Origin of the sequence: Anabaena sp. FACHB-83, from assembly GCF_014697485.1 — a bacterium.
GTDB lineage: Bacteria > Cyanobacteriota > Cyanobacteriia > Cyanobacteriales > Nostocaceae > Nostoc_B.
The window spans coordinates 47,418-66,467 of record NZ_JACJRY010000028.1; the positions used below are offsets into that span (position 1 = coordinate 47,418).

Annotated in this window: 10 protein-coding genes; 7 read left to right on the top strand and 3 right to left on the bottom strand. The window is 41.5% G+C overall.

Features of this window, described 5'->3' with window-relative positions:
- Positions 1 to 686: 686 nt before the first annotated feature.
- On the top strand, positions 687 to 5,384 hold the full coding sequence (locus H6G79_RS25335; RefSeq protein ID WP_190592850.1) for a PAS domain S-box protein: 4,698 nt from the start codon (positions 687 to 689) through the stop codon (positions 5,382 to 5,384).
- On the top strand, positions 5,381 to 6,364 hold the full coding sequence (locus H6G79_RS25340) for a diguanylate cyclase domain-containing protein (RefSeq protein ID WP_190592849.1): 984 nt from the start codon (positions 5,381 to 5,383) through the stop codon (positions 6,362 to 6,364). Before H6G79_RS25335 ends, H6G79_RS25340 begins: the two co-directional genes overlap by 4 nt.
- Before the next feature lie 167 nt (positions 6,365 to 6,531).
- Here H6G79_RS25340 and H6G79_RS25345 read toward each other — a convergent pair whose 3' ends face one another.
- Both H6G79_RS25345 and H6G79_RS25350 read right to left on the bottom strand, forming a co-directional pair.
- Positions 6,532 to 7,575, bottom strand: a complete 1,044-nt coding sequence (locus H6G79_RS25345; protein WP_190592848.1) for a glycerate kinase — start codon at positions 7,573 to 7,575, stop codon at positions 6,532 to 6,534.
- A 37-nt stretch (positions 7,576 to 7,612) separates the two neighbouring features.
- Positions 7,613 to 7,945, bottom strand: a complete 333-nt coding sequence (locus tag H6G79_RS25350) for a DUF565 domain-containing protein (protein ID WP_190592847.1) — start codon at positions 7,943 to 7,945, stop codon at positions 7,613 to 7,615.
- A 613-nt stretch (positions 7,946 to 8,558) separates the two neighbouring features.
- Here H6G79_RS25350 and H6G79_RS25355 point away from each other — a divergent pair.
- Together H6G79_RS25355 and H6G79_RS25360 are read left to right on the top strand one after the other, a co-directional pair.
- Positions 8,559 to 9,185 carry a hypothetical protein gene (locus H6G79_RS25355; protein ID WP_190592846.1) on the top strand — a complete coding sequence of 209 codons (627 nt, stop codon included), beginning with the start codon at positions 8,559 to 8,561 and terminating at the stop codon, positions 9,183 to 9,185.
- 171 nt (positions 9,186 to 9,356) lie between these two features.
- Complete coding sequence (locus tag H6G79_RS25360; protein ID WP_190592885.1) at positions 9,357 to 11,279, top strand: glycosyltransferase family 39 protein; 1,923 nt, start codon at positions 9,357 to 9,359, stop codon at positions 11,277 to 11,279.
- Between the two features lie 521 nt (positions 11,280 to 11,800).
- On the opposite strand, the gene H6G79_RS25365 is transcribed toward H6G79_RS25360, so the two are convergent.
- The gene (locus tag H6G79_RS25365) at positions 11,801 to 12,211 is read right to left on the bottom strand and encodes a hypothetical protein (RefSeq protein ID WP_190592845.1); all 411 of its coding nucleotides are present in this window, start codon (positions 12,209 to 12,211) and stop codon (positions 11,801 to 11,803) included.
- A 669-nt stretch (positions 12,212 to 12,880) separates the two neighbouring features.
- On the opposite strand from H6G79_RS25365, the gene H6G79_RS25370 reads away from it, so the two are divergent.
- The 3 genes from H6G79_RS25370 (at position 12,881) to H6G79_RS25380 (ending at position 18,770) form a co-directional block, all read left to right on the top strand.
- Positions 12,881 to 15,274 carry an endonuclease MutS2 gene (locus H6G79_RS25370; protein ID WP_190592844.1) on the top strand — a complete coding sequence of 798 codons (2,394 nt, stop codon included), beginning with the start codon at positions 12,881 to 12,883 and terminating at the stop codon, positions 15,272 to 15,274.
- Between the two features lie 388 nt (positions 15,275 to 15,662).
- Positions 15,663 to 17,273: a M48 family metallopeptidase gene (locus H6G79_RS25375; RefSeq protein ID WP_190592843.1), complete on the top strand. Its 1,611-nt coding sequence runs from the start codon at positions 15,663 to 15,665 to the stop codon at positions 17,271 to 17,273.
- A 333-nt stretch (positions 17,274 to 17,606) separates the two neighbouring features.
- Positions 17,607 to 18,770 (top strand): GuaB3 family IMP dehydrogenase-related protein, encoded by a 1,164-nt coding sequence (locus H6G79_RS25380; protein WP_190592842.1) that lies wholly within the window; start codon positions 17,607 to 17,609, stop codon positions 18,768 to 18,770.
- The last annotated feature ends 280 nt before the right edge of the window (positions 18,771 to 19,050 follow it).

Below are 19,050 nucleotides of genomic sequence, written 5' to 3' on the forward strand. Positions count from 1 at the left end.
TTATAGTCTAGATAAACCTTGATTTACCAACTTCTGACTCCTGACTTCTTAAACATACACAAGTAAATTTGGCAATCACACCGGATGTTATATGTATATTGTTATTAATGCTACAGTATTTTCCCAAGTAATGAGGTAGAAAGCTAAGAACTCACTACAAAGATTTATTGTTATGCTTTCTTCTTCAAAATATATGAATTTAGGTATGATAAATCGGAATAGTCTGGTAAATTATGTAGTAAATATGCTAGACATCAAGACAATTTTTTCATGGATTTTGCGTCTTAACTCTTAAATTTGCTTTTCATGTTTTACCTTTTAACTTAACAGCAATTATCAAGTTGATAAACTCAATTCACTCAGTTTTATTAGTCAAACTGAGCAAATATATGGTTAATAACATGATAGGTATTGTTGTGAAAATGCCGAGTTTAACAAAAATAAAAAATACTAATTGCGAACAATAAAGTTTTGTTAATATTTTTTTATTAAAAATAAATCTTTTTATTTACCAGAGGAAAATTCGGTTGTTTCCGACGGAAAAATGTAAGCAAAATTTAATTATTGGATTACAAAAATACAATAAAATTCTATTTTAAAAAATGTCGATATTGTAAAATAAATATTCATAAATTTTAAAGTAATAATCATTCAAACAAATGCTGAAAGTGCTAGAGGATGAATAAGTGGTTAGGCAGCACAGATATCATCAATTTCCAGCAAGAGAAATTTTCAGCAAACGAGAGTTGCTGCCATTCCTAGTGGGGATTGTTGTATCAATTGCAGTATTTGTGCTTTGGCAGAGGCTAGTGGTTGAAGAGCAATACCATATTCAGCAGATGGTTCAACAACAAGCGATCGCCATTAAAACCGAATTAACTGCCCAAGTAAATATGCGGATTTTAGCACTAGAGCGCATGGGAAAACACTGGCAACTGCATGAGGCTTTAGATCGGCAAAATTGGCGAACCGAAGCAGCAGCTTACATACAAGACTTCGGTGGCTATCAAACCTTGGGATGGATTGATCCATTATTGCGTCTGCAATGGACTGTACCCGAAGTCAGCCATCAAGTTACCCAGACTTTCATAACCAGCCCAACACCTCAAATCCGCATAGCACTAGAAACAGCACGCAACAGCCGCCAAACAATTTTTACACCGACATTTGAGCTTTTTGAAGACAAGCCAGGATTTTTTGCATATTTACCCTTGTGGATTGGGGAGCAGTTTGATGGCTTGATTGTTGGAGTTTTTCAAGTGCAATCGTTAATAAATGCAATATTGCATTTACCCCAAGGTTATCAAATTCAAATCTTCGAGAATAGCAAGTTAATTTACGGACAGAATTTTTTACCAACACAGCTATTAGATTGGCAAAAAACAGTTAATTTGGACTTATATGGAGTCAACTGGCAACTGATAGTTTATCCTTCTTTAGAATTATTAACTAACTTGCGATCGCCACTGCCATTAGTTGTCTTAGTTTCTGGGCTAATAATTGCTGGCACATTAACATTATTGATTTATTTTGCTCAGAGTAGTGAACGACGCAATCAGCACATAGCCAACATCAATCAAGAACTAGCCAACCGCATTTGTGAGCAGAAAAAAACCGAAATTGCCTTACGCGCCAGTGAAAACCACCTCAGAGAATTGCTGGAAACCGTCAAAGTCATTCCTTGGGAATTTGATATCAAAACTTGGCGATTTACCTATGTAGGGCCACAGGTAGAAGCTTTATTAAGCTATCCCATAGAAGAATGGTACCAAGAAAATTTTTGGCTAAATCATTTGCATCCCCATGACCGGGAACAAGCGATGGGAATTTATCAAGAAACTGTAGCTAAGGGAGAAAATCGGGAATTTGAATACCGAATGTTAACCGCCAATGGGCGAGTTGTGTGGTTGCGAAATATTGTGAATGTGGTCAAGAACATTGGAACCCCCGTGATACTTAGGGGGTTTATGTTTGAGATTACCGATTTAAAGCTTGTAGAAGAAACTTTAAGATTACGGGAACGTGCTTTAGCGGCGGCCAGTGATGGGATTACAATTGCAGATGCGAGACTGCCCAATCAACCAATTATCTACGTCAACCCGGCCTTTGAAATGATCACAGGCTATAGTGCGACAGAAATTATTGGCTATAACTGTGCCTTTTTGCCTGGTACAGACCCCCAACAGCCAGCCATTCAACAGCTGCAAGCATCGATGAAAACAGGTAAGAGTTGCCAAGTCTTGTTACGGAACTACCGCCAAGATGGCAGCTTATTTTGGAATGAATTGAGTATTTCCCCAATTCACGATGAGACTGGTAGGCTAACTCATTTTATTGGGATTCACACCGACATTAGCGATCGCAAACAAGCCGAATTAAACCTACAGCGCCAAGCCCTGATCTTTGAGAACATGTACGATGGCGTAATCATCACCGATTTAACAGGCAAAATTATCGACTGGAACGGTGCAGCTGAGTGGATGTTTGGCTATAGCAAAGCGGAAATTTTAGGCAAAACCACCAGTATTTTGTATACACCAGCCGCCTTTGCCAAAGTCATACCCCAGATTTTGCCAGATATTCACCAACATGGCCGTTGGTCTGGAGAAATCGAATTTATCCGTAAAGATGGCAGTCAAGGCATTTGTGAAACTACAGTCATTTTCTTACAAGATGAGCAAAGCGAACCCATTGCCATTGTGAGTTTTAACCATGACATCACCGAACGAGTATTAGCCCAACAAGCCTTGCAACGACAATTGCATCAAACACTGCTATTAAAACAAATCACCCAACAAATCCGCCAAAGCCTCGATAGTAAAGCCATTTTTGCCACCGCCGCCGTGCAGATTGGCCAAGCATTTCAAGTGGAACGTTGCCTAATTCACGCTTATATAAGTGAACCTACACCAAATATTCCCTTGGTTGCAGAGTATAATAATTTTCCCACCTACACTTGTCAGGAAACAGTGGAAATTGCTGTCATTGGTAATCCTCATACTGAACAGATGATGCGAGAGGATAAAGCGATCGCTTCTGATGATGTGTACGCTGATCCTTTACTCCAAACTGCCCAAGCAATGTGTCGAGAAATGGACTTAAAGTCTATGTTAGCAGTCCGCACATCATATCAAGGAGAACCCAATGGTGCGATCGGCTTACATCAGTGCAGCTATTTTCGCCAATGGACAACCGCAGAAATTGAATTACTAGAAGCAGTCGCCGCCCAAGTCGGCATTGCCCTCGCCCAAGCCCATTTATTAGAACAAGAAACCCGCCAACGCCAAGAACTCTCCCTGAAAAACTCTGCTCTAGAACAAGCAAAACGTCAAGCCGAAGCCGCCAACCGAGCCAAAAGTGAATTCTTGGCCATGATGAGTCATGAAATTCGCACCCCCATGAATGCAGTCATTGGGATGACAGAACTGTTATTAGATACAGACTTAAATCCCCAACAACGCGACTTTGTTGAAACAGTGCATACCAGTGGAGACGCGTTACTCACCATCATCAACGATATTCTGGACTTCTCCAAAATTGAATCCGGCAGACTAGAACTCGAAGAAAAACCCTTTGACTTAAAAGCTTGTGTAGAACAAGTCATTGACATTCTCGCGCCCAAAGCCGCCCAAAAACAAATTGAGCTAATTTATCTCATCCATCCCCAGGTTCCCACACAAATCATTGGCGACATCACCCGCTTGCGCCAAGTTTTAATGAACTTGCTCAACAATGCCATTAAATTTACCCAACAAGGAGAAGTGGTACTTTCTGTCTACGCCAACCACATAGAAACTCAAAATCAAGAAACTAGCTGCTCAATTCTCTTTAGCATCCAAGATACAGGTATTGGGATCAGCCCAGAGAAAATGGCAAGGCTGTTTCAACCCTTCACCCAGGCTGACCCCTCAATGACGAGACTTTATGGCGGTACAGGGCTGGGACTGGTGATTAGCCAGCGCCTAAGTGAGATGATGAATGGTAGTTTGTGGGTGGAGAGTCGTGGTTGTATTGGTGGTCATCCCGATTCTGGATGGCAGAGTAACAAGCCTGTTTCTGCGACTTCCTTTGATGATGGTTCTACCTTCTACTTCACCATTACCAGCAAAATTATTACCGATGACGCATCACGAGAAATCACAACAGCCTTGACTCCGTTGGCTGGTAAGCGGCTGTTAATTGTAGATGCTCATCCTACCAACAGTAAAATCCTCAGCTTGCAAGTGCAGTTTTGGCAAATGCAAACATATATTGCCGAATCCGGTGAGGCTGCTTTAAGTTTGCTGTCCCAGGGAACTCAGTTTGATGTTGCCATTCTGGATCTACCCATACCCAATATTGACGGGCTTCAATTAGCACAAACAATTCGGCAACAGCCTGGGGGAGAAAATCTGCCCTTAATATTATTAACTGCTTTAGGCTCACCAGAAATTAGTCCAGAATTTGATGATCTGGGGTTAGTAGTGTGTTTGACTAAACCAATCAAACAATCCCAACTCCACTACATTTTGACTCATACTTGTGGCGATCGCTTGCTAACAGCTGATACTGCACCTTCTCAGAGTTACGGGTGTGATGCTTTAGCAAAAAAAGTCCCTCTCAAGATTTTAGTTGCGGAAGATAGCTTGGTAAACCAGAAAGTAGCAATATTGATGTTGCAAAAAATGGGCTACCAAGCAGATGTGGTAGCAGATGGGCGCGAAGTGATTCAAGCCTTACAACATCAACCCTATGATGTAGTGTTGATGGATATTCACATGCCAGAAATGGATGGACTAGAAACCAGTAAAATTATTTCTCAGCAATGGGCAGCGAGTGTTCGTCCTTATATTATTGCAATCACAGCCAACGCGATGCGCGGCGATCGCGAAGCTTGTTTGGCGGCGGGAATGAATGATTACATCAGCAAGCCCATACAAATGGCAGAGTTAGTCCAAGCCCTGAGTAAATGTCAGCCGAGCGCGTTGATCAAAGCACCAAAACAAATCCAAAATTTCAGCCCCCGCCAACCCAAAACACCAAATTTAGTAATATCTGCAATTGATCACAAAGTTTTACAGTCTTTGCGTCAGATGTTAGCAGGAGATCAGGCGGCATTACAGGAACTTCTGCACTGTTATTTTTCCGAAGCCCCCAAACTCATCCAAGAAATTCAAGCATCTGTAGTAGCTGAAGATGCCGAAACTTTGTGGAAAACTGCTCACAAACTCAAGTCTAGTAGTGCTTCTGTGGGCGCAACCAATCTTAGCCGACTGTGTAAGCAGTTAGAAGCTAAAGGCAGAAGTCATGATTTTTCAGGATGTGCAGACATCTTGTCACAACTTCAGCAAGAGTATGAGCAAGTCAAAACAGAATTGCAATTAGAACTGGAGGCGGGATCGTGACAACCATCTTTCAAAAAAACCAATCTCTAGTTTTGATTGTTGACGATGAACCGTTTATCCGTACCCAACTACGACTAGCTTTAGAGCGAGAAGGCTATCAAATTGCCGAAGCCCGTGATGGTGTGGAAGCATTAATCTTGTTTGAGCAACTGCAACCCCAGATAGTATTACTAGATGCCATTATGCCCGGTATGGACGGATTTGAGTGTTGTCTGCGGTTGCAATCTTTCGAGCCAGGCAAGCATACACCAGTATTAATGATTACGGGGTTGGAAGATCAAGAATCAGTTGATCATGCCTTTGATGCAGGTGCTATTGATTATGTGACTAAACCAATTCACTGGCCTGTGTTGCGCCAACGAGTCAAACGCTTGATTAAACAATCTCAGCTACAACAACAACTCGAAGCCGCTAACCAAGAATTACAAAGACTAGTCACCATTGACGGTTTAACTCAAGTTGCCAGTCGGAGAAAGTTTGAAGAATATTTTTCCCAAGAGTGGCAGCGAATGGCGCGGGAGCAATTACCGTTATCTTTGATTTTATGTGATGTGGATTACTTTAAATCTTACAACGATACCTATGGACATCGGGCAGGCGATCGCTGTCTGCAAAAAGTAGCACAAGCTATCAAAGACAGTGTGAAACGCCCCGCCGATTTAGTCGCTCGTTATGGTGGGGAAGAATTTGCTGTGATTCTACCCAAAACCGAGATGCAGGGAGCCGCAATTTTGGCAGACAAAATTTGCTCCGTGGTGCGACAGTTGGCAATTCCCCATTGCAATTCCCAAGTTAGTAGTTATGTAACCATTAGTGCTGGTGTCGCTGAGGATATCCCTCAACCGGGTTCTGACTTTCAAGAGATAATTTCTGCCGCCGATCGCGCTTTATATCAAGCCAAAATTGAAGGACGCGATCGCTTTCGCCAGTCTACCAAGCAAGTATCTGCTAATTTTTCGCTGCCTCGTTGGGGTGCATGATATTTGTGGGAAGGCAGGAGGTGTGGGGAGTGTGGGAAGTGTGGGGAGTGTGGGAAGTGTGGGAAGTGTGGGAAGTGTGGGGGGAAAGATTTCTTCACCATCCTTACAAGGCAGAAGGTAGAAGTAAATAGTTTATTACTCAGCACTCAGCACTCAGCACTCACAACTCAGCATTCAGTTTGGTAAACTGCACCAAAAGTCCGATCTGGACAAATTTCAATTACCACATCAGCAACTGAAGGCGATCGCAGCATCGGTTTGAGGAATAATTCTGGATGGAGCGATCGCCAAAAATAGTTGACAAATTTTTCAATTTGTGAGTCACTCATTCCCGATTTACCAGCCGCTACCATCTGTTGTTCTGCTTGTTTACGCCATTCTAAGGAACTGCGATAATCGGTAGGATACAACAAAATCAAGCTATCTAAGCAATCCCACAATGGCAGATAATTGCTCAGTTGCTGATTCATATCACGAGCAAATGCTTTGTCTGCATCGCTAATTATTGGTGGTGGTGCGTTCTCAAAGGCTTTGGGATCGATGGATCGGACACCAACAAACCAACCTTCAAATAATACGATATCTATATTGGTAACAATTTCGGCAGTGGTGCGATCGCCTGCGCCTGCATAAAGGGATTTATCAAACCGAGGAACCGTAACCGAAGTTTTGCCTTGACGAATTTGTTCTAAAACATTTAACCCCAAATCTACATCATGGGTTCCTGGAGGCCCCCGCCAAATCAAGCGGGGGTCTTGCTGTAATAAAATTAGGCGATCGCTATAAGTTTTATATAAGTCATCTAACGACCAACTTAAACTGCGGTATCCCAAATGCTGGAGAATCAAGGATAAAACTTGGCACATAGTAGTTTTGCCTGTACCTTGGACTCCTAAAATTCCTTGAATCAAAGGACGGTTGAGGCTTTGACGGTGTGCGGCTAATTTCATTCCCAGAGGTAGCCATAAATCCCACAACACCGCTAACATGGCTTCATAGTCGGCACGCAAGTTAGTTTGGTAAAATTGCCGAAAATCTGGCAGTACAGATTTGAGTAACTGCGATCGGGCTTGGATCATCACATCCACATTTGCTGATGTGATCCCAAATGCTTTCGCCCTTGAAATATCAGCTAGTGCTGCGGCTTTTGCTTGCTGCCAAGTTGATTCTGAGACCTCCTCTGCTATAATCTCCCCCAACCAAGAATACATCGATAATTTTCCTCAAAAGCAGCAATGACCAATTTTTCTATGAGCCTAACTTGAAGGCTTCGACAAACAAACTGTAGGTAAAACCCACCTTGAGAGTATTTAGAGAATCTACCCAAAGCGCCCTTCTGCTAAACAAGCCCCGACTGTAAAATATTCTGCTAGTAACCTCGGTTAACATCACTAGAAACGCTGCAACAAAAATATCTAATTCTGCTTTTTGTCCTGCTATTGTCGAAATAGCTGTTCCTAGAAAAAAGCCAAACAAAAAACTAATAATTAGTAGCGACAATCTACGCCAAGGATTCCGAAATATTTGGCTGAGACTACTAGCAATAGCATCTAGTAAATTATTAATTCGTGTATTTTGCATTCATCAAATATTCTCAATTATTCAGATTAATTGAATATTATCTGAATCCGGTTTGATTTCCTAATATAGCAGTCCTAAATCATTACTGAACCAAAAGATCCCCGACTTCTTGAAGAAGTCGGGGATCTGAGCCTCTCGATTTTCACCAATCAAATACGATTAATATAGTCGGGGAGTGGGAAGAAAGGCTGAACAGAAAGACTCTGCCATCCTGAATCAAGAATTGTTAAAAAATGTAAATATTTTTCCTCCCAAATTTCTCAGGGTTTGACAACAGATATCTTGTTGTTCAGACTACGCCCTAGCAAAAAACTTTTATCTGTAATTATACTGTTTCATATTTAGATTTATGTAATATCATTTGCTTAAAATTGAGAACCCACGGGAAAAGCTCACGGAACAATCACATATAGCCAGCGTCTTTCAGTAAAATTAAAGTAATCATTCATGCCAATGGTGATTTCAGAGAAATGATAAGTAGGATACATTGCATCACGTCATTTCACGAGAATCTATTGTAGACAAGTCAGCAAATTTCTTTCTTCCTCAAGGTAGAGAATAGGCTAAGATTTGGCCAAGACTAAACAAATAATTATTTCTAACCAATATCAAAATGAAATCTCAGGTGTATCGTAAGGCTGCTGTTACGGCTTGTTGCTTGGGGCTGCTTGGATTGCTGATGGGATGTTTAGATTTAAGTGTGTCATTTGAGACTACAAATCCTGATACATCTGATACAGCATCTACTAATACTCCGCAGTCAAACAAAGATGCAGAATTGCCGATTTTAGATGCTACAACTACTTCGACAAATGTTTCTAATAATACAACGATTCCCATTAACCAAGTAGAACCAAGTACTAGTCAAGTCCAGGCTATTTTGGTCAATCGCCCGAATGGGGCTGGTAATACCAAAAACCAAGGTACTTTGCGGATGAGTAATCAAACTGATCAGCCTGTGCGTCTAGCTTTGTTGGCAAGGCAATTAAAAGGTAAAAGTCCAACTACTAGTAAGACCGATATTCCTGCCCATTGGGATTTTGCACCACAAGAAGGCAGTAGTAAAGGTTTGCTGCTTTCTTTACCCAATGGCAACCTGAAGCTAGAAAAAGGCGATATTTTAGTTGCGTTTGCTCAAGATGGTTCTCGGCGCTACTGGGGGCCTTATGTTGTGGGGGAAAGTTCCTTACCAACTTGGAATGCTGAAACGAAAGAATGGCTGTTGGTACTCAGTCCATAGTCAAAAGCCGATAGTCTATAGATGATAGTGTTTAGTTGATGACTGTTTGATGTTGCTAGAACCCCGACTTCTTGAAAAAGTTGGGGTTCTGACTACACTTACTGCTCTCTGTTAAGAACAAAATCCCTCTTTTTAACGACTAATAACTATTGACTGTTGACTAATAACCAAATGAGGATGAAATTGAGTAATTTCCACATTGTTGACCAATGGTTCAACAAGGTAGCACAGCGTCCATCTCTAGTAGTGACTTTATCGGTTTTGTGGTTGATGCTGATTGGTTGGATCGGCTATGGGTGGAATTTAGGCAATGTGGGCTTAGTGGATGAAACAGAACCACTGTTTGCGGAAGCATCCCGACAAATGTTTGTCACTGGTGATTGGATTACACCTTTTTTTAATGGTGTGACTCGGTTTGATAAACCTGCTTTAATTTACTGGTGTCAGGCACTTGCCTACTCAATCATAGGTGTCAATGAATGGGCGGTGCGCCTCCCCTCGGCGATCGCCGCAATTGCGGTTATTAGTTTGGCTTTTTATACTGTACAGTGGCATCTGGCAAAGCAAGATGCAGCCGAACAGATTCAGCGTCCTACCCGTCGTTACCTCACAGCCGCGATCGCAGCAGCTGTCATGGCACTCAATCCTGAGATGATTGTCTGGGGTAGAACAGGTGTCTCAGATATGTTACTAACTGGCTGCATAGCTTCCGCTTTGTTATGTTTCTTTCTGGGCTATGCAAGTAAAACTGGGAGTCGGGAATCGGGAGTCGGGAGTGGAGGAGAAGTTACACCACTATCTACTTCCCACTCCCTACTCCCTAATAAATGGTATTTAGCTTGTTATGTTCTCATTGCTGGGGCCATCTTAACTAAAGGCCCGGTGGGTATTGTCTTACCGGGGATCGTAATTGTGGCTTTTTTGCTGTACTTGGGCAAGTTCCGCGAAGTTATGCGCGAAATGCGGGCGTTTGTGGGGGTGTTAATAATCTTTGCTTTAGCAGTTCCTTGGTATGCCTTGGTAATTTGGCGCAATGGCTGGAATTATATTAATTCGTTTTTTGGCTACCACAACATCGACCGTTTTACAGAAGTAGTTAATGGTCATTCAGCCCCTTGGTATTTTTATTTTTTGGTAGTGTTGTTAGGTTTTGCACCATATTCTGTGTATTTACCCGCAGCCTTTGTCCGACTCAAATTTTGGCAGCGATCGCAATGGCAAAGCCAAGAACGCTCTCAACAATTAGGTTTATTTGCTGTGGTTTGGTTTTTGGGCGTGTTTGGTTTTTTCACAATTGCTGTTACCAAACTACCTAGTTATGTTTTACCCCTGATGCCAGCAGCAGCGATTTTAATCGCTTTATTATGGAGTGATTGCTTCCCCACAACATCTGCTTCTAGTTCTCGCACTCCGCAGAAATTATTCTGGTTCAGTGGCTGGGCAAATGTTGTGTTGTTTTCAGCCTTATCTGTGGCGATGTTTCAAATCACCCAGTTACTAGGTACTGATCAAGCCGCGCCTAACTTTCGTCAGACCTTGGAAAATTCTGGGGTTACAGAACTAGGGGGTTATATTTGGTTATTAACTGCCATCAGTGTGGCATTTTTAATAATTACTCGACGTTGGCAAGGAATTATTGGTGTAAATTTGTTGGGGTTTGTGGCATTTTTGATTGTGGTTTTGATGCCTGCAATGTTTTTGATGGATCAAGAACGACAAATGCCTTTAAGAGAAATTTCTGCTGTTTTGTCTCAGGTAAAACAACCAAACGAAGAAATCGTCATGATTGGCTTTAAAAAACCCAGTGTTGTTTTCTACAGTCATCAACAAGTTAACTTTATCAAATTGACTAGCGAGGCTGTGGTTTATATTAAAAATCAAATTAATACGCCTCCTAAATCACATTCATTATTGGTTTTAGCAGAACACAGAAACCTTGTCAGAATTGATTTACAGCCTGATGATTATGAAAATTTGGCTTCTAAAGGTGCTTATCAACTGATTAGAATTTCTTTCAAAAAAATGCAGCCACAAAAGCAAGATATTTCCATAGTACCTGAACAAAAATCTCACCGAATTATTCAAGAAACGTGAATTCGACGAGTGCTTTTGACCTCACCATCAGCCCTTTTCCTCGTAGGAAAAGGGTGTAATATCGGATGTATTACGCTGTTGCTGATATAGGATTCATATTTGATTTGGGAAAAAAATCAGTACATTCAGATCAGGCTTCTTTCCTACTCCCGACTCCCCATTCCCTATTCCCTACCTACACAAATAAATTCAGAAATCAAACCGGATTCCTATATCTCCTACGTATTTAAATTTTCCTAATATTTTGGATTTATATATTCTGTATATATCTATATAGGCAAATATTTATAGTAATAATTACAAAATTTCAGTATTCAGAATCTAGATAGAAATTTTCATATAGCAGTCCTAAATGAATGATCAACTTGTATACCTTGTCTCTTGTATTCACACATCAAATAGGATTGCTACAGTCTAATAGTGCTGGTTATTAATAATCTCTCGCCTTTTTGACTTCTGGATTCTGAATAGTTACCAAGAATGGCAATCATCCTAATTCCTCACATCCAGCAAAACTTTGCTTAGGGTAAAGAATTGATGACATCGATTTCTTTGCCGTCTTGATTTACCAATACAATTGGGCGCTGATTAGGTGCAAATCTATATCCTTGCTGTTCAGCGATCGCTTTAGTTTGGCGGGGATCAAAGTTGCGAACAAATTCTGCCTGTAAAGTACTCACACGTCCTTCCATGATTTTGACTTCCGTGCGAACTTCACGCAACCTTTCTTGCTGTGACCAATGATAAGGCAGAAGTTGTGTGAGGGCGGATGCAGTTGCTCCCAAAATTGCCAAATTCACTCCTACCTTGAATGTGGTTTCAATCGCCATTATTTGATGAGAACGTTGACGAAGATGCCGTTTTGGTCGAGGAATAGTTCGAGGCTGCTGTATAGGTTGTAACGGCTGTCTTGATGGTTGGAAGGCGTTCATAATACTAAAAATAACTTTACTTGGAACAAGTTAATCAACAGTCTACTGCGGCTAGTTACAGCATAAGTTAGCTGTCATATTACTTCATTTTTCTGAGATTGCTACACGTATGTTTTTGTTAAAAAACAATCTAGCATACGTAAGTAATTGATGGTAAACAGTTTGCTGTACTCAGCTATCACTCTGAAAAACTGCACCTTGTATCCCAGGATTATTCATTGTTTGTGATTTTATGTCAATTCCCAGGCAAGATGTTAATGGTTATTACCCCATACAGCTAATCCAGCAGAATTCAGGAGACAGAATTCAAAATAACAGTTTACTTCACACTGTCGGGAATTGGTTGCGATTGTGAGGACTTCTAAAAATTAAATTATTCAAGAATGGAAAATTTTTTCACTGGCGAACCTTTAACGCAGGAGGTATGAATCAACGCTTGTTGAAAATCAAGGTTAATTCCAGCCTAAAATATTAGACTAATCAAAATTTTCTGGACTTGACTTTTGCAAATGGCGTTGCATAAAACATTACTTTACTGCTGTACTGATAATCTCAAGCCGATCGCCTCTATCCCATCCCACCCCAGCAAGTGCATCATCTGATATTGGCTGTAAAGGCGACTCTGTTGTTACGATAATTTTATATAAGATTTTTTTAGATGTTGCAGCCTTGATCCAAGCGGAAACTTTAGAACTACTAGAATGGCATCGCCTCTGCCAGCATTTGGCGACATTTGCGGCTACTAAGCTAGGGGCGATCGCATCCACTAATTTACCAATTCCGACATCACAGTCAGTCAGTGAGCAGTTATTAGCACAAACTAAAGAAGTTTACCAACTGGAAAGTCGGCTGACTACAAGTTTATCTTTTGATGGTATTCAAGATATTGGCGATTCTATCGAACGCGCCGAACTCCGAGGGATTTTGGCTGGCGATGAATTACTGGCGATCGCAACTACCCTGGCTGGTGCGAGAAATTTACGGCGTGTAATTGATAACCAAGAAGATATACCAGTATTAACTGAGTTAGTTGCCGATTTACGCACTTACCCAGAATTAGAACAGGAAATCCATCGTTGTATTGATGAACGGGGGACTGTAGCTGATCGTGCTAGTCAAAAGCTGAGTGAAATCCGCGAAGATTTGCGGCGATTACGCAGTCAAATTAACCAAAAACTGCATAATATTTTACAAGCAAAATCCAACGCTGTTCAAGAGCAATTAATTACGCAACGGGGCGATCGCTTTGTGATCCCAGTCAAAGCCAGTCACAAAGATGTAATTCCCGGTATTGTTCACGATACTTCTACCAGTGGCGTGACTTTGTACGTGGAACCTAATTCTATCGTGCCGATGGGTAATCAGTTGCGACAAACGTTGAAGCGAGAGCAAGCAGAAGAAGAAGCGATACGTCGTGTTTTGACTGAGCAAGTCGCAGCCGTCACCCCAGATTTAGAAAGGCTACTAGCAATTGTGACTACCTTAGATTTAGCGGCGGCGCGATCGCGTTATAGTTACTGGCTAAAAGCAAATCCCCCCAGATTTATTAACCGTGACGAAAAAGAAATCATCACCTTACGCCAGTTGCGTCACCCTTTGTTAGTTTGGCAACAACAGCACGAACAAGGACACGGCGTAATTCCTGTAGATTTACTGGTTAGTCCCCATATTAAGGTAGTGACTATTACGGGGCCGAATACTGGCGGTAAAACTGTCACCTTAAAAACCCTCGGTTTAGCAGCCTTAATGGCAAAGGTGGGTTTATTCATCCCCGCCCGCGAACCTGTGGAAATGCCTTGGTTTGACCAGATATTAGCAGATATCGGTGATGAACAATCTCTCCAGCAAAGTTTATCAACATTTTCCGGGCATATCCGCCGCATTAGCCGGATTTTAAATGCTTTAGAAAACGACTCCCAACTCCCAACTCCCCACTCCCTCGTATTACTCGACGAAGTAGGCGCAGGGACAGATCCAGCCGAGGGTAGCGCCTTAGCGATCGCACTTCTGCAATATCTCGCGGAACACGCCCAGTTAACTATAGCCACAACTCACTTCGGGGAACTCAAAGCCCTGAAGTACGAAGATGCGCGGTTTGAAAATGCCTCGGTAGAATTTGATGAAGCGACTTTATCACCAACCTATCGTTTATTGTGGGGGATTCCGGGACGTTCTAATGCTTTAGCGATCGCTCTGCGTTTAGGCTTAAAACCAGAAGTAGTAGAAAATGCCAAAACCCAAGTCGGTGAAGCCTCGGACGAAGTTAACCAAGTAATTGCAGGGTTAGAAGCCCAACGCCGCCGCCAAGAAACCAAAGCCGCCGAAGCCCAAAAATTATTACAACAAGCGGAACGGTTATATAAAGAAGTTTCCGACAAAGCCGCATCCTTAGAAGAACGGGAAAAATCATTGCGGGTTTCTCAGGAAGTGGCAGTTCAACAGGCGATCGCCCAAGCCAAAGGTGAAATAGCCCAAGTCATTCGCCGCTTGCAACAAGGTACACCCACCGCCCAAGATGCCCAACAAGCCACCAATGCGTTAAATCAAATTACTCAGAAATACCAGCCAGCACCAGCACCTAAGCCGAAAATTGGGTTTATGCCCAAGGTGGGCGATCGCATCCGTATTTCCCAATTTGGACAAACTGCGGAGGTTTTAACCGCCCCCGATGAAGATGGCGAGTTAAACGTCCGCTTCGGCATTATGAAAATGACAGTCAAATTGCAAGACATCGAATCTCTCGATGGACAAAAAGCCGAACCGATTGTCAAACCCAAACCAACACCAGCACCAACCACTCCGCCTCCCCAAGCCGCACCAGCCATTCGTACCTCGAAAAATACAGTAGATTTGCGGGGTAAGCGAGTAGCCGATGCCGAAATTGAATTAGACAAAGCCATTTCCGAAGCGAATGGCCCCATCTGGATTATTCACGGACATGGCACAGGGAAATTGCGTCAAGGTGTTCACGCCTTTTTGCAACAACATCCGCGAGTCAGCAGTTACGAACCAGCAGAACAAGCTGATGGTGGTAGTGGTGTTACTATTGCTCACGTTTCTTAAGCTTGATCAATATAGGACTCATATTTGATTTGGGAAAAAAATCAGTACATTCAGATCAGGCTTCTTTCCTAATCCCGACTCCCCATTCCCTATTCCCTACCTACACAAATAAATTCAGAAATCAAACCGGATTCCTATATTAGCCCAGGACTGATGCACAAAGTTTATCTGTGGAGGCTGGGATAGGGGTGTAAGGGTTTTGCATACATTACCCCTACATCCTTACCCAAACCCTTAATTTTGCCTGTAAGTCCTATAAAAAACAATTGAGCGATCGCTAAGTTTTCCCAACATCAAATTACATTTTCTGGCAGATATTTTTTTCGTTATTCAGATTTTATTATCTATGTAGTATGCTACATTTCATCCAACTACTAGAGTAAATCTGATGGTTCTGACACAAGAGCAATTTGATAACTTAGTACAAAAATTAGAGAGTAATGCCTATCAAAAACCAAAACACTTCAAACAGCGTGTTGTTTTTTTAGTATTTATAGGTTATGGATACATTCTGATAATTTTGTCTTTTCTGTTATGGATCATAGTCACTGTTGGTTTAATCAAGCCAACTTCTCAAGAGTATGGTTCTCTATTTTTAGGATGTACTTTCATCATAGCTATTGTACTATCAGTAAATATTTTGCGCTCACTTTGGGTCAGAATTCCTAAACCTAAAGGAAAAAAGTTACGGCGTAGTGATGTACCACAACTATTTAAATTAGTAGATGAACTCTCTGATACTTTAGAAACTCCAAAATTCCACAATATTTTGTTAGTCAATGAGTTCAATGCTGCCGTTATGCAAAGACCGCGTTTAGGTATTTTTGGCTGGTTTGAGAATTATCTAATTCTCGGTTTGCCCTTGATGCAAGCATTAACGTTAGAGGAATTGCGTGCAGTTATCGCTCATGAATTTGGACATTTATCTGGCAAACATAGTCGTTTTGCTGGTTGGATTTATCGAATTCGTTATATCTGGCTTCAATTATTACAACAATTGTATAAGCAACAACAACAGCCCCAGTCTGGAGTGGCGATTATTGATTTTTTAATACTTATAGCGAATGGGTTAGGATTTATTGTCTTTGGGTACTTTTTTGATTGGTTTGTCTCTATATTTACTGCTTACTCATTTGTCCTTTCACGGATGAATGAATATGCAGCAGATAGCTATGCAGCAGATTTAGTAGGTGAACAATATCTTGCTCAGGCACTAATTAACATGGCTGTCAAAAACAGATATATCAATAGGTCTTTTTGGCAGGAAATATATCAACAGGCAGATTGGACTCCACAACCCCCTGATGCTATATACTTGTTATCCCAAGCTTTGCATCACAAAATTCCTGCTGATAGCCAACAAAGATGGTTAAAAGCCGCTTTAGCCGAGAAGACTGATACCAGTGACACTCATCCTTGCTTATCTGAAAGACTAAATGCTTTAGGATATCATGTACAGTCTTATGAAAACATAGCAATTACAACTTCTGCTGCTGAGGAACTATTTGGCAAAGATTTTTTAGAAAACCTTTTAACACAAAAAAATCAAGAGTGGCAAAAAGCTAATATTATCTTCTGGGAAAATCGTCATACTTTCCTCCAAGATATTCAACCTAAATTATGGGAATTAGAGCAAAAAGCGGAAGTTCATAAATTAACTTTTGAGGAAAAATGGAACCTCTGTAACTGGACAGCAGAAATCAGAGGAGGCGATGCGGCTATTCCTTTACTGCAAAATCTCTTAAATGAACAGTCTTATCATGCACCAGCTAATTTTTTATTAGGAAAAATTTTATTGTCAAAACAGGATAGTCAGGGAATTACTTATATCGAAAATGCTGTGAGTTGTGATATGGAAATGACAATTTCAGGTTATATACTAATTTCTGATTTCTTAGATTATGAGCAGGGCGATACAGACAGAGTTAAGCATTATCGAAATCAGATTGAGCAATTTTATTATAGAAAATTATTTTCTCATACTGGATTATATCGTTAGTTGAAACATTAACAGTAAGAATGAGGTTCTGGACAATAGACAGATCAAACGCAGATAAATTGGGGTAAATTTCCATTACCAGGGATTGTGAAAGCAAAAATAGCGATCGCTTACTGAATATCACCTCAAAATTATCTTGCTGCTGGATTATCTCAGGCTCATCTAGTCAGTTATTCACAAGAAAATCTTTCTTCCCCTGTTCGCGCTTTTCCATATCGTGTTTTGCTCTAACGATAACCTGAAACATCTTTGTAGTTACTTGCCAAAAAATCGCTGCAAATCACCTCATAATTTGATACCCTAGCTAGAACAGTTTTGATAAAAGTTAACAGCGTGGACATTCAACTTGGGCGGGGAAAAACAGCTCGCAGGGCTTACGGAATTGATGAAATTGCACTAGTCCCCGGTAAAAGAACATTAGATCCTAGTTTGGCAGATACTAGCTGGCGGATTGGCAATATCGAGCGAAATATACCAATTATTGCTAGTGCAATGGATGGTGTAGTTGATGTAGGTATGGCTGTGCGTTTGTCACAGTTAGGTGCATTAGGTGTGCTTAACTTAGAGGGTATCCAAACTCGTTATGTTGATCCAAATCCCATCCTTGATCGGATTGCTTCTGTAGGCAAGGATGAATTTGTCTCCTTAATGCAAGAACTTTATGCCGAACCTATCAAGCCCGAATTAATTGAAAAGCGCATTCACGAAATTAAAGAACAAGGCGGTATTGCGGCTGTAAGTGCGACACCAGCAGGGGCGAGTAAATTTGGTGAAGTTGTTGCTAAGGCTGGGGCAGATTTATTCTTCATTCAAGCTACAGTCGTCTCTACAGCACATTTATCACCAGCGTCGATAGTTACCCTCGATTTGGCAGAATTTTGCCGTTCTATGCCCATCCCAGTGGTGTTGGGTAACTGTGTTACCTACGATGTCACCTTGGACTTAATCAAGGCTGGTGCGGCGGCTGTATTAGTGGGTATTGGCCCTGGGGCTGCTTGTACCTCTCGTGGTGTGTTGGGTGTGGGTGTACCCCAAGCAACAGCGATCGCCGATTGTGCCGCCGCCCGCGATGATTATTATCAGCAAACTGGTAAATATGTGCCTGTAATCGCTGATGGTGGTCTAATTACTGGTGGAGATATTTGTAAATGTATTGCTTGTGGTGCTGACGGCGTGATGATTGGTTCACCCTTTGCTAGAGCTGCTGAAGCACCAGGACGCGGTTTTCATTGGGGAATGGCAACACCCAGCCCAGTTTTACCACGCGGAACTCGAATTAAAGTCGGAACAACCGGCACTCTAGAACAAATTCTCACTGGCCCAGCAGGCTTAGATGATGGTACTCACAACTTGTTAGGAGCTTTAAAAACAAGTATGGGTACATTGGGAGCCAAAGATATCAAAGAAATGCAGCAAGTTGAAGTTGTAATTGCTCCTTCCTTGTTAACGGAAGGTAAAGTTTATCAAAAAGCTCAACAATTAGGTATGGGCAAATAAAGAAAGTATAAAGGTTGAAAGACTGGAGGATGAAATTTTAGACTTCTAACTTCAGTTGAAATTCTTTAGGAAATTTTTCCAGACTCCCAAACATTCAACTGGAAAAATCTCTTCTGTCGCCTACAATAGAGAAAGCGGAGACGCATGTTTCCGTTCACTCCTCACACCACACTCCGCCCGGACTACTGTTCGGGCGGTTCCTTATGTTTATGGATATATGAATAAATTCCAGGGCTTCTTTGCAAATGTACATCCTTACTCTTCAAAGCAGATGTTTTTG

Coding starts and splice junctions, on each gene's coding strand:
- H6G79_RS25355 (WP_190592846.1), top strand. CDS start 8,559: ATGAAATCTCAGGTGTATCGTAAGGCTGCTGTTACGGCTTGTTGCTTG.
- H6G79_RS25350 (WP_190592847.1), bottom strand. CDS start 7,945: ATGCAAAATACACGAATTAATAATTTACTAGATGCTATTGCTAGTAGT.
- H6G79_RS25375 (WP_190592843.1), top strand. CDS start 15,663: ATGGTTCTGACACAAGAGCAATTTGATAACTTAGTACAAAAATTAGAG.
- H6G79_RS25365 (WP_190592845.1), bottom strand. CDS start 12,211: ATGAACGCCTTCCAACCATCAAGACAGCCGTTACAACCTATACAGCAG.
- H6G79_RS25345 (WP_190592848.1), bottom strand. CDS start 7,575: ATGTATTCTTGGTTGGGGGAGATTATAGCAGAGGAGGTCTCAGAATCA.
- H6G79_RS25360 (WP_190592885.1), top strand. CDS start 9,357: ATGAGGATGAAATTGAGTAATTTCCACATTGTTGACCAATGGTTCAAC.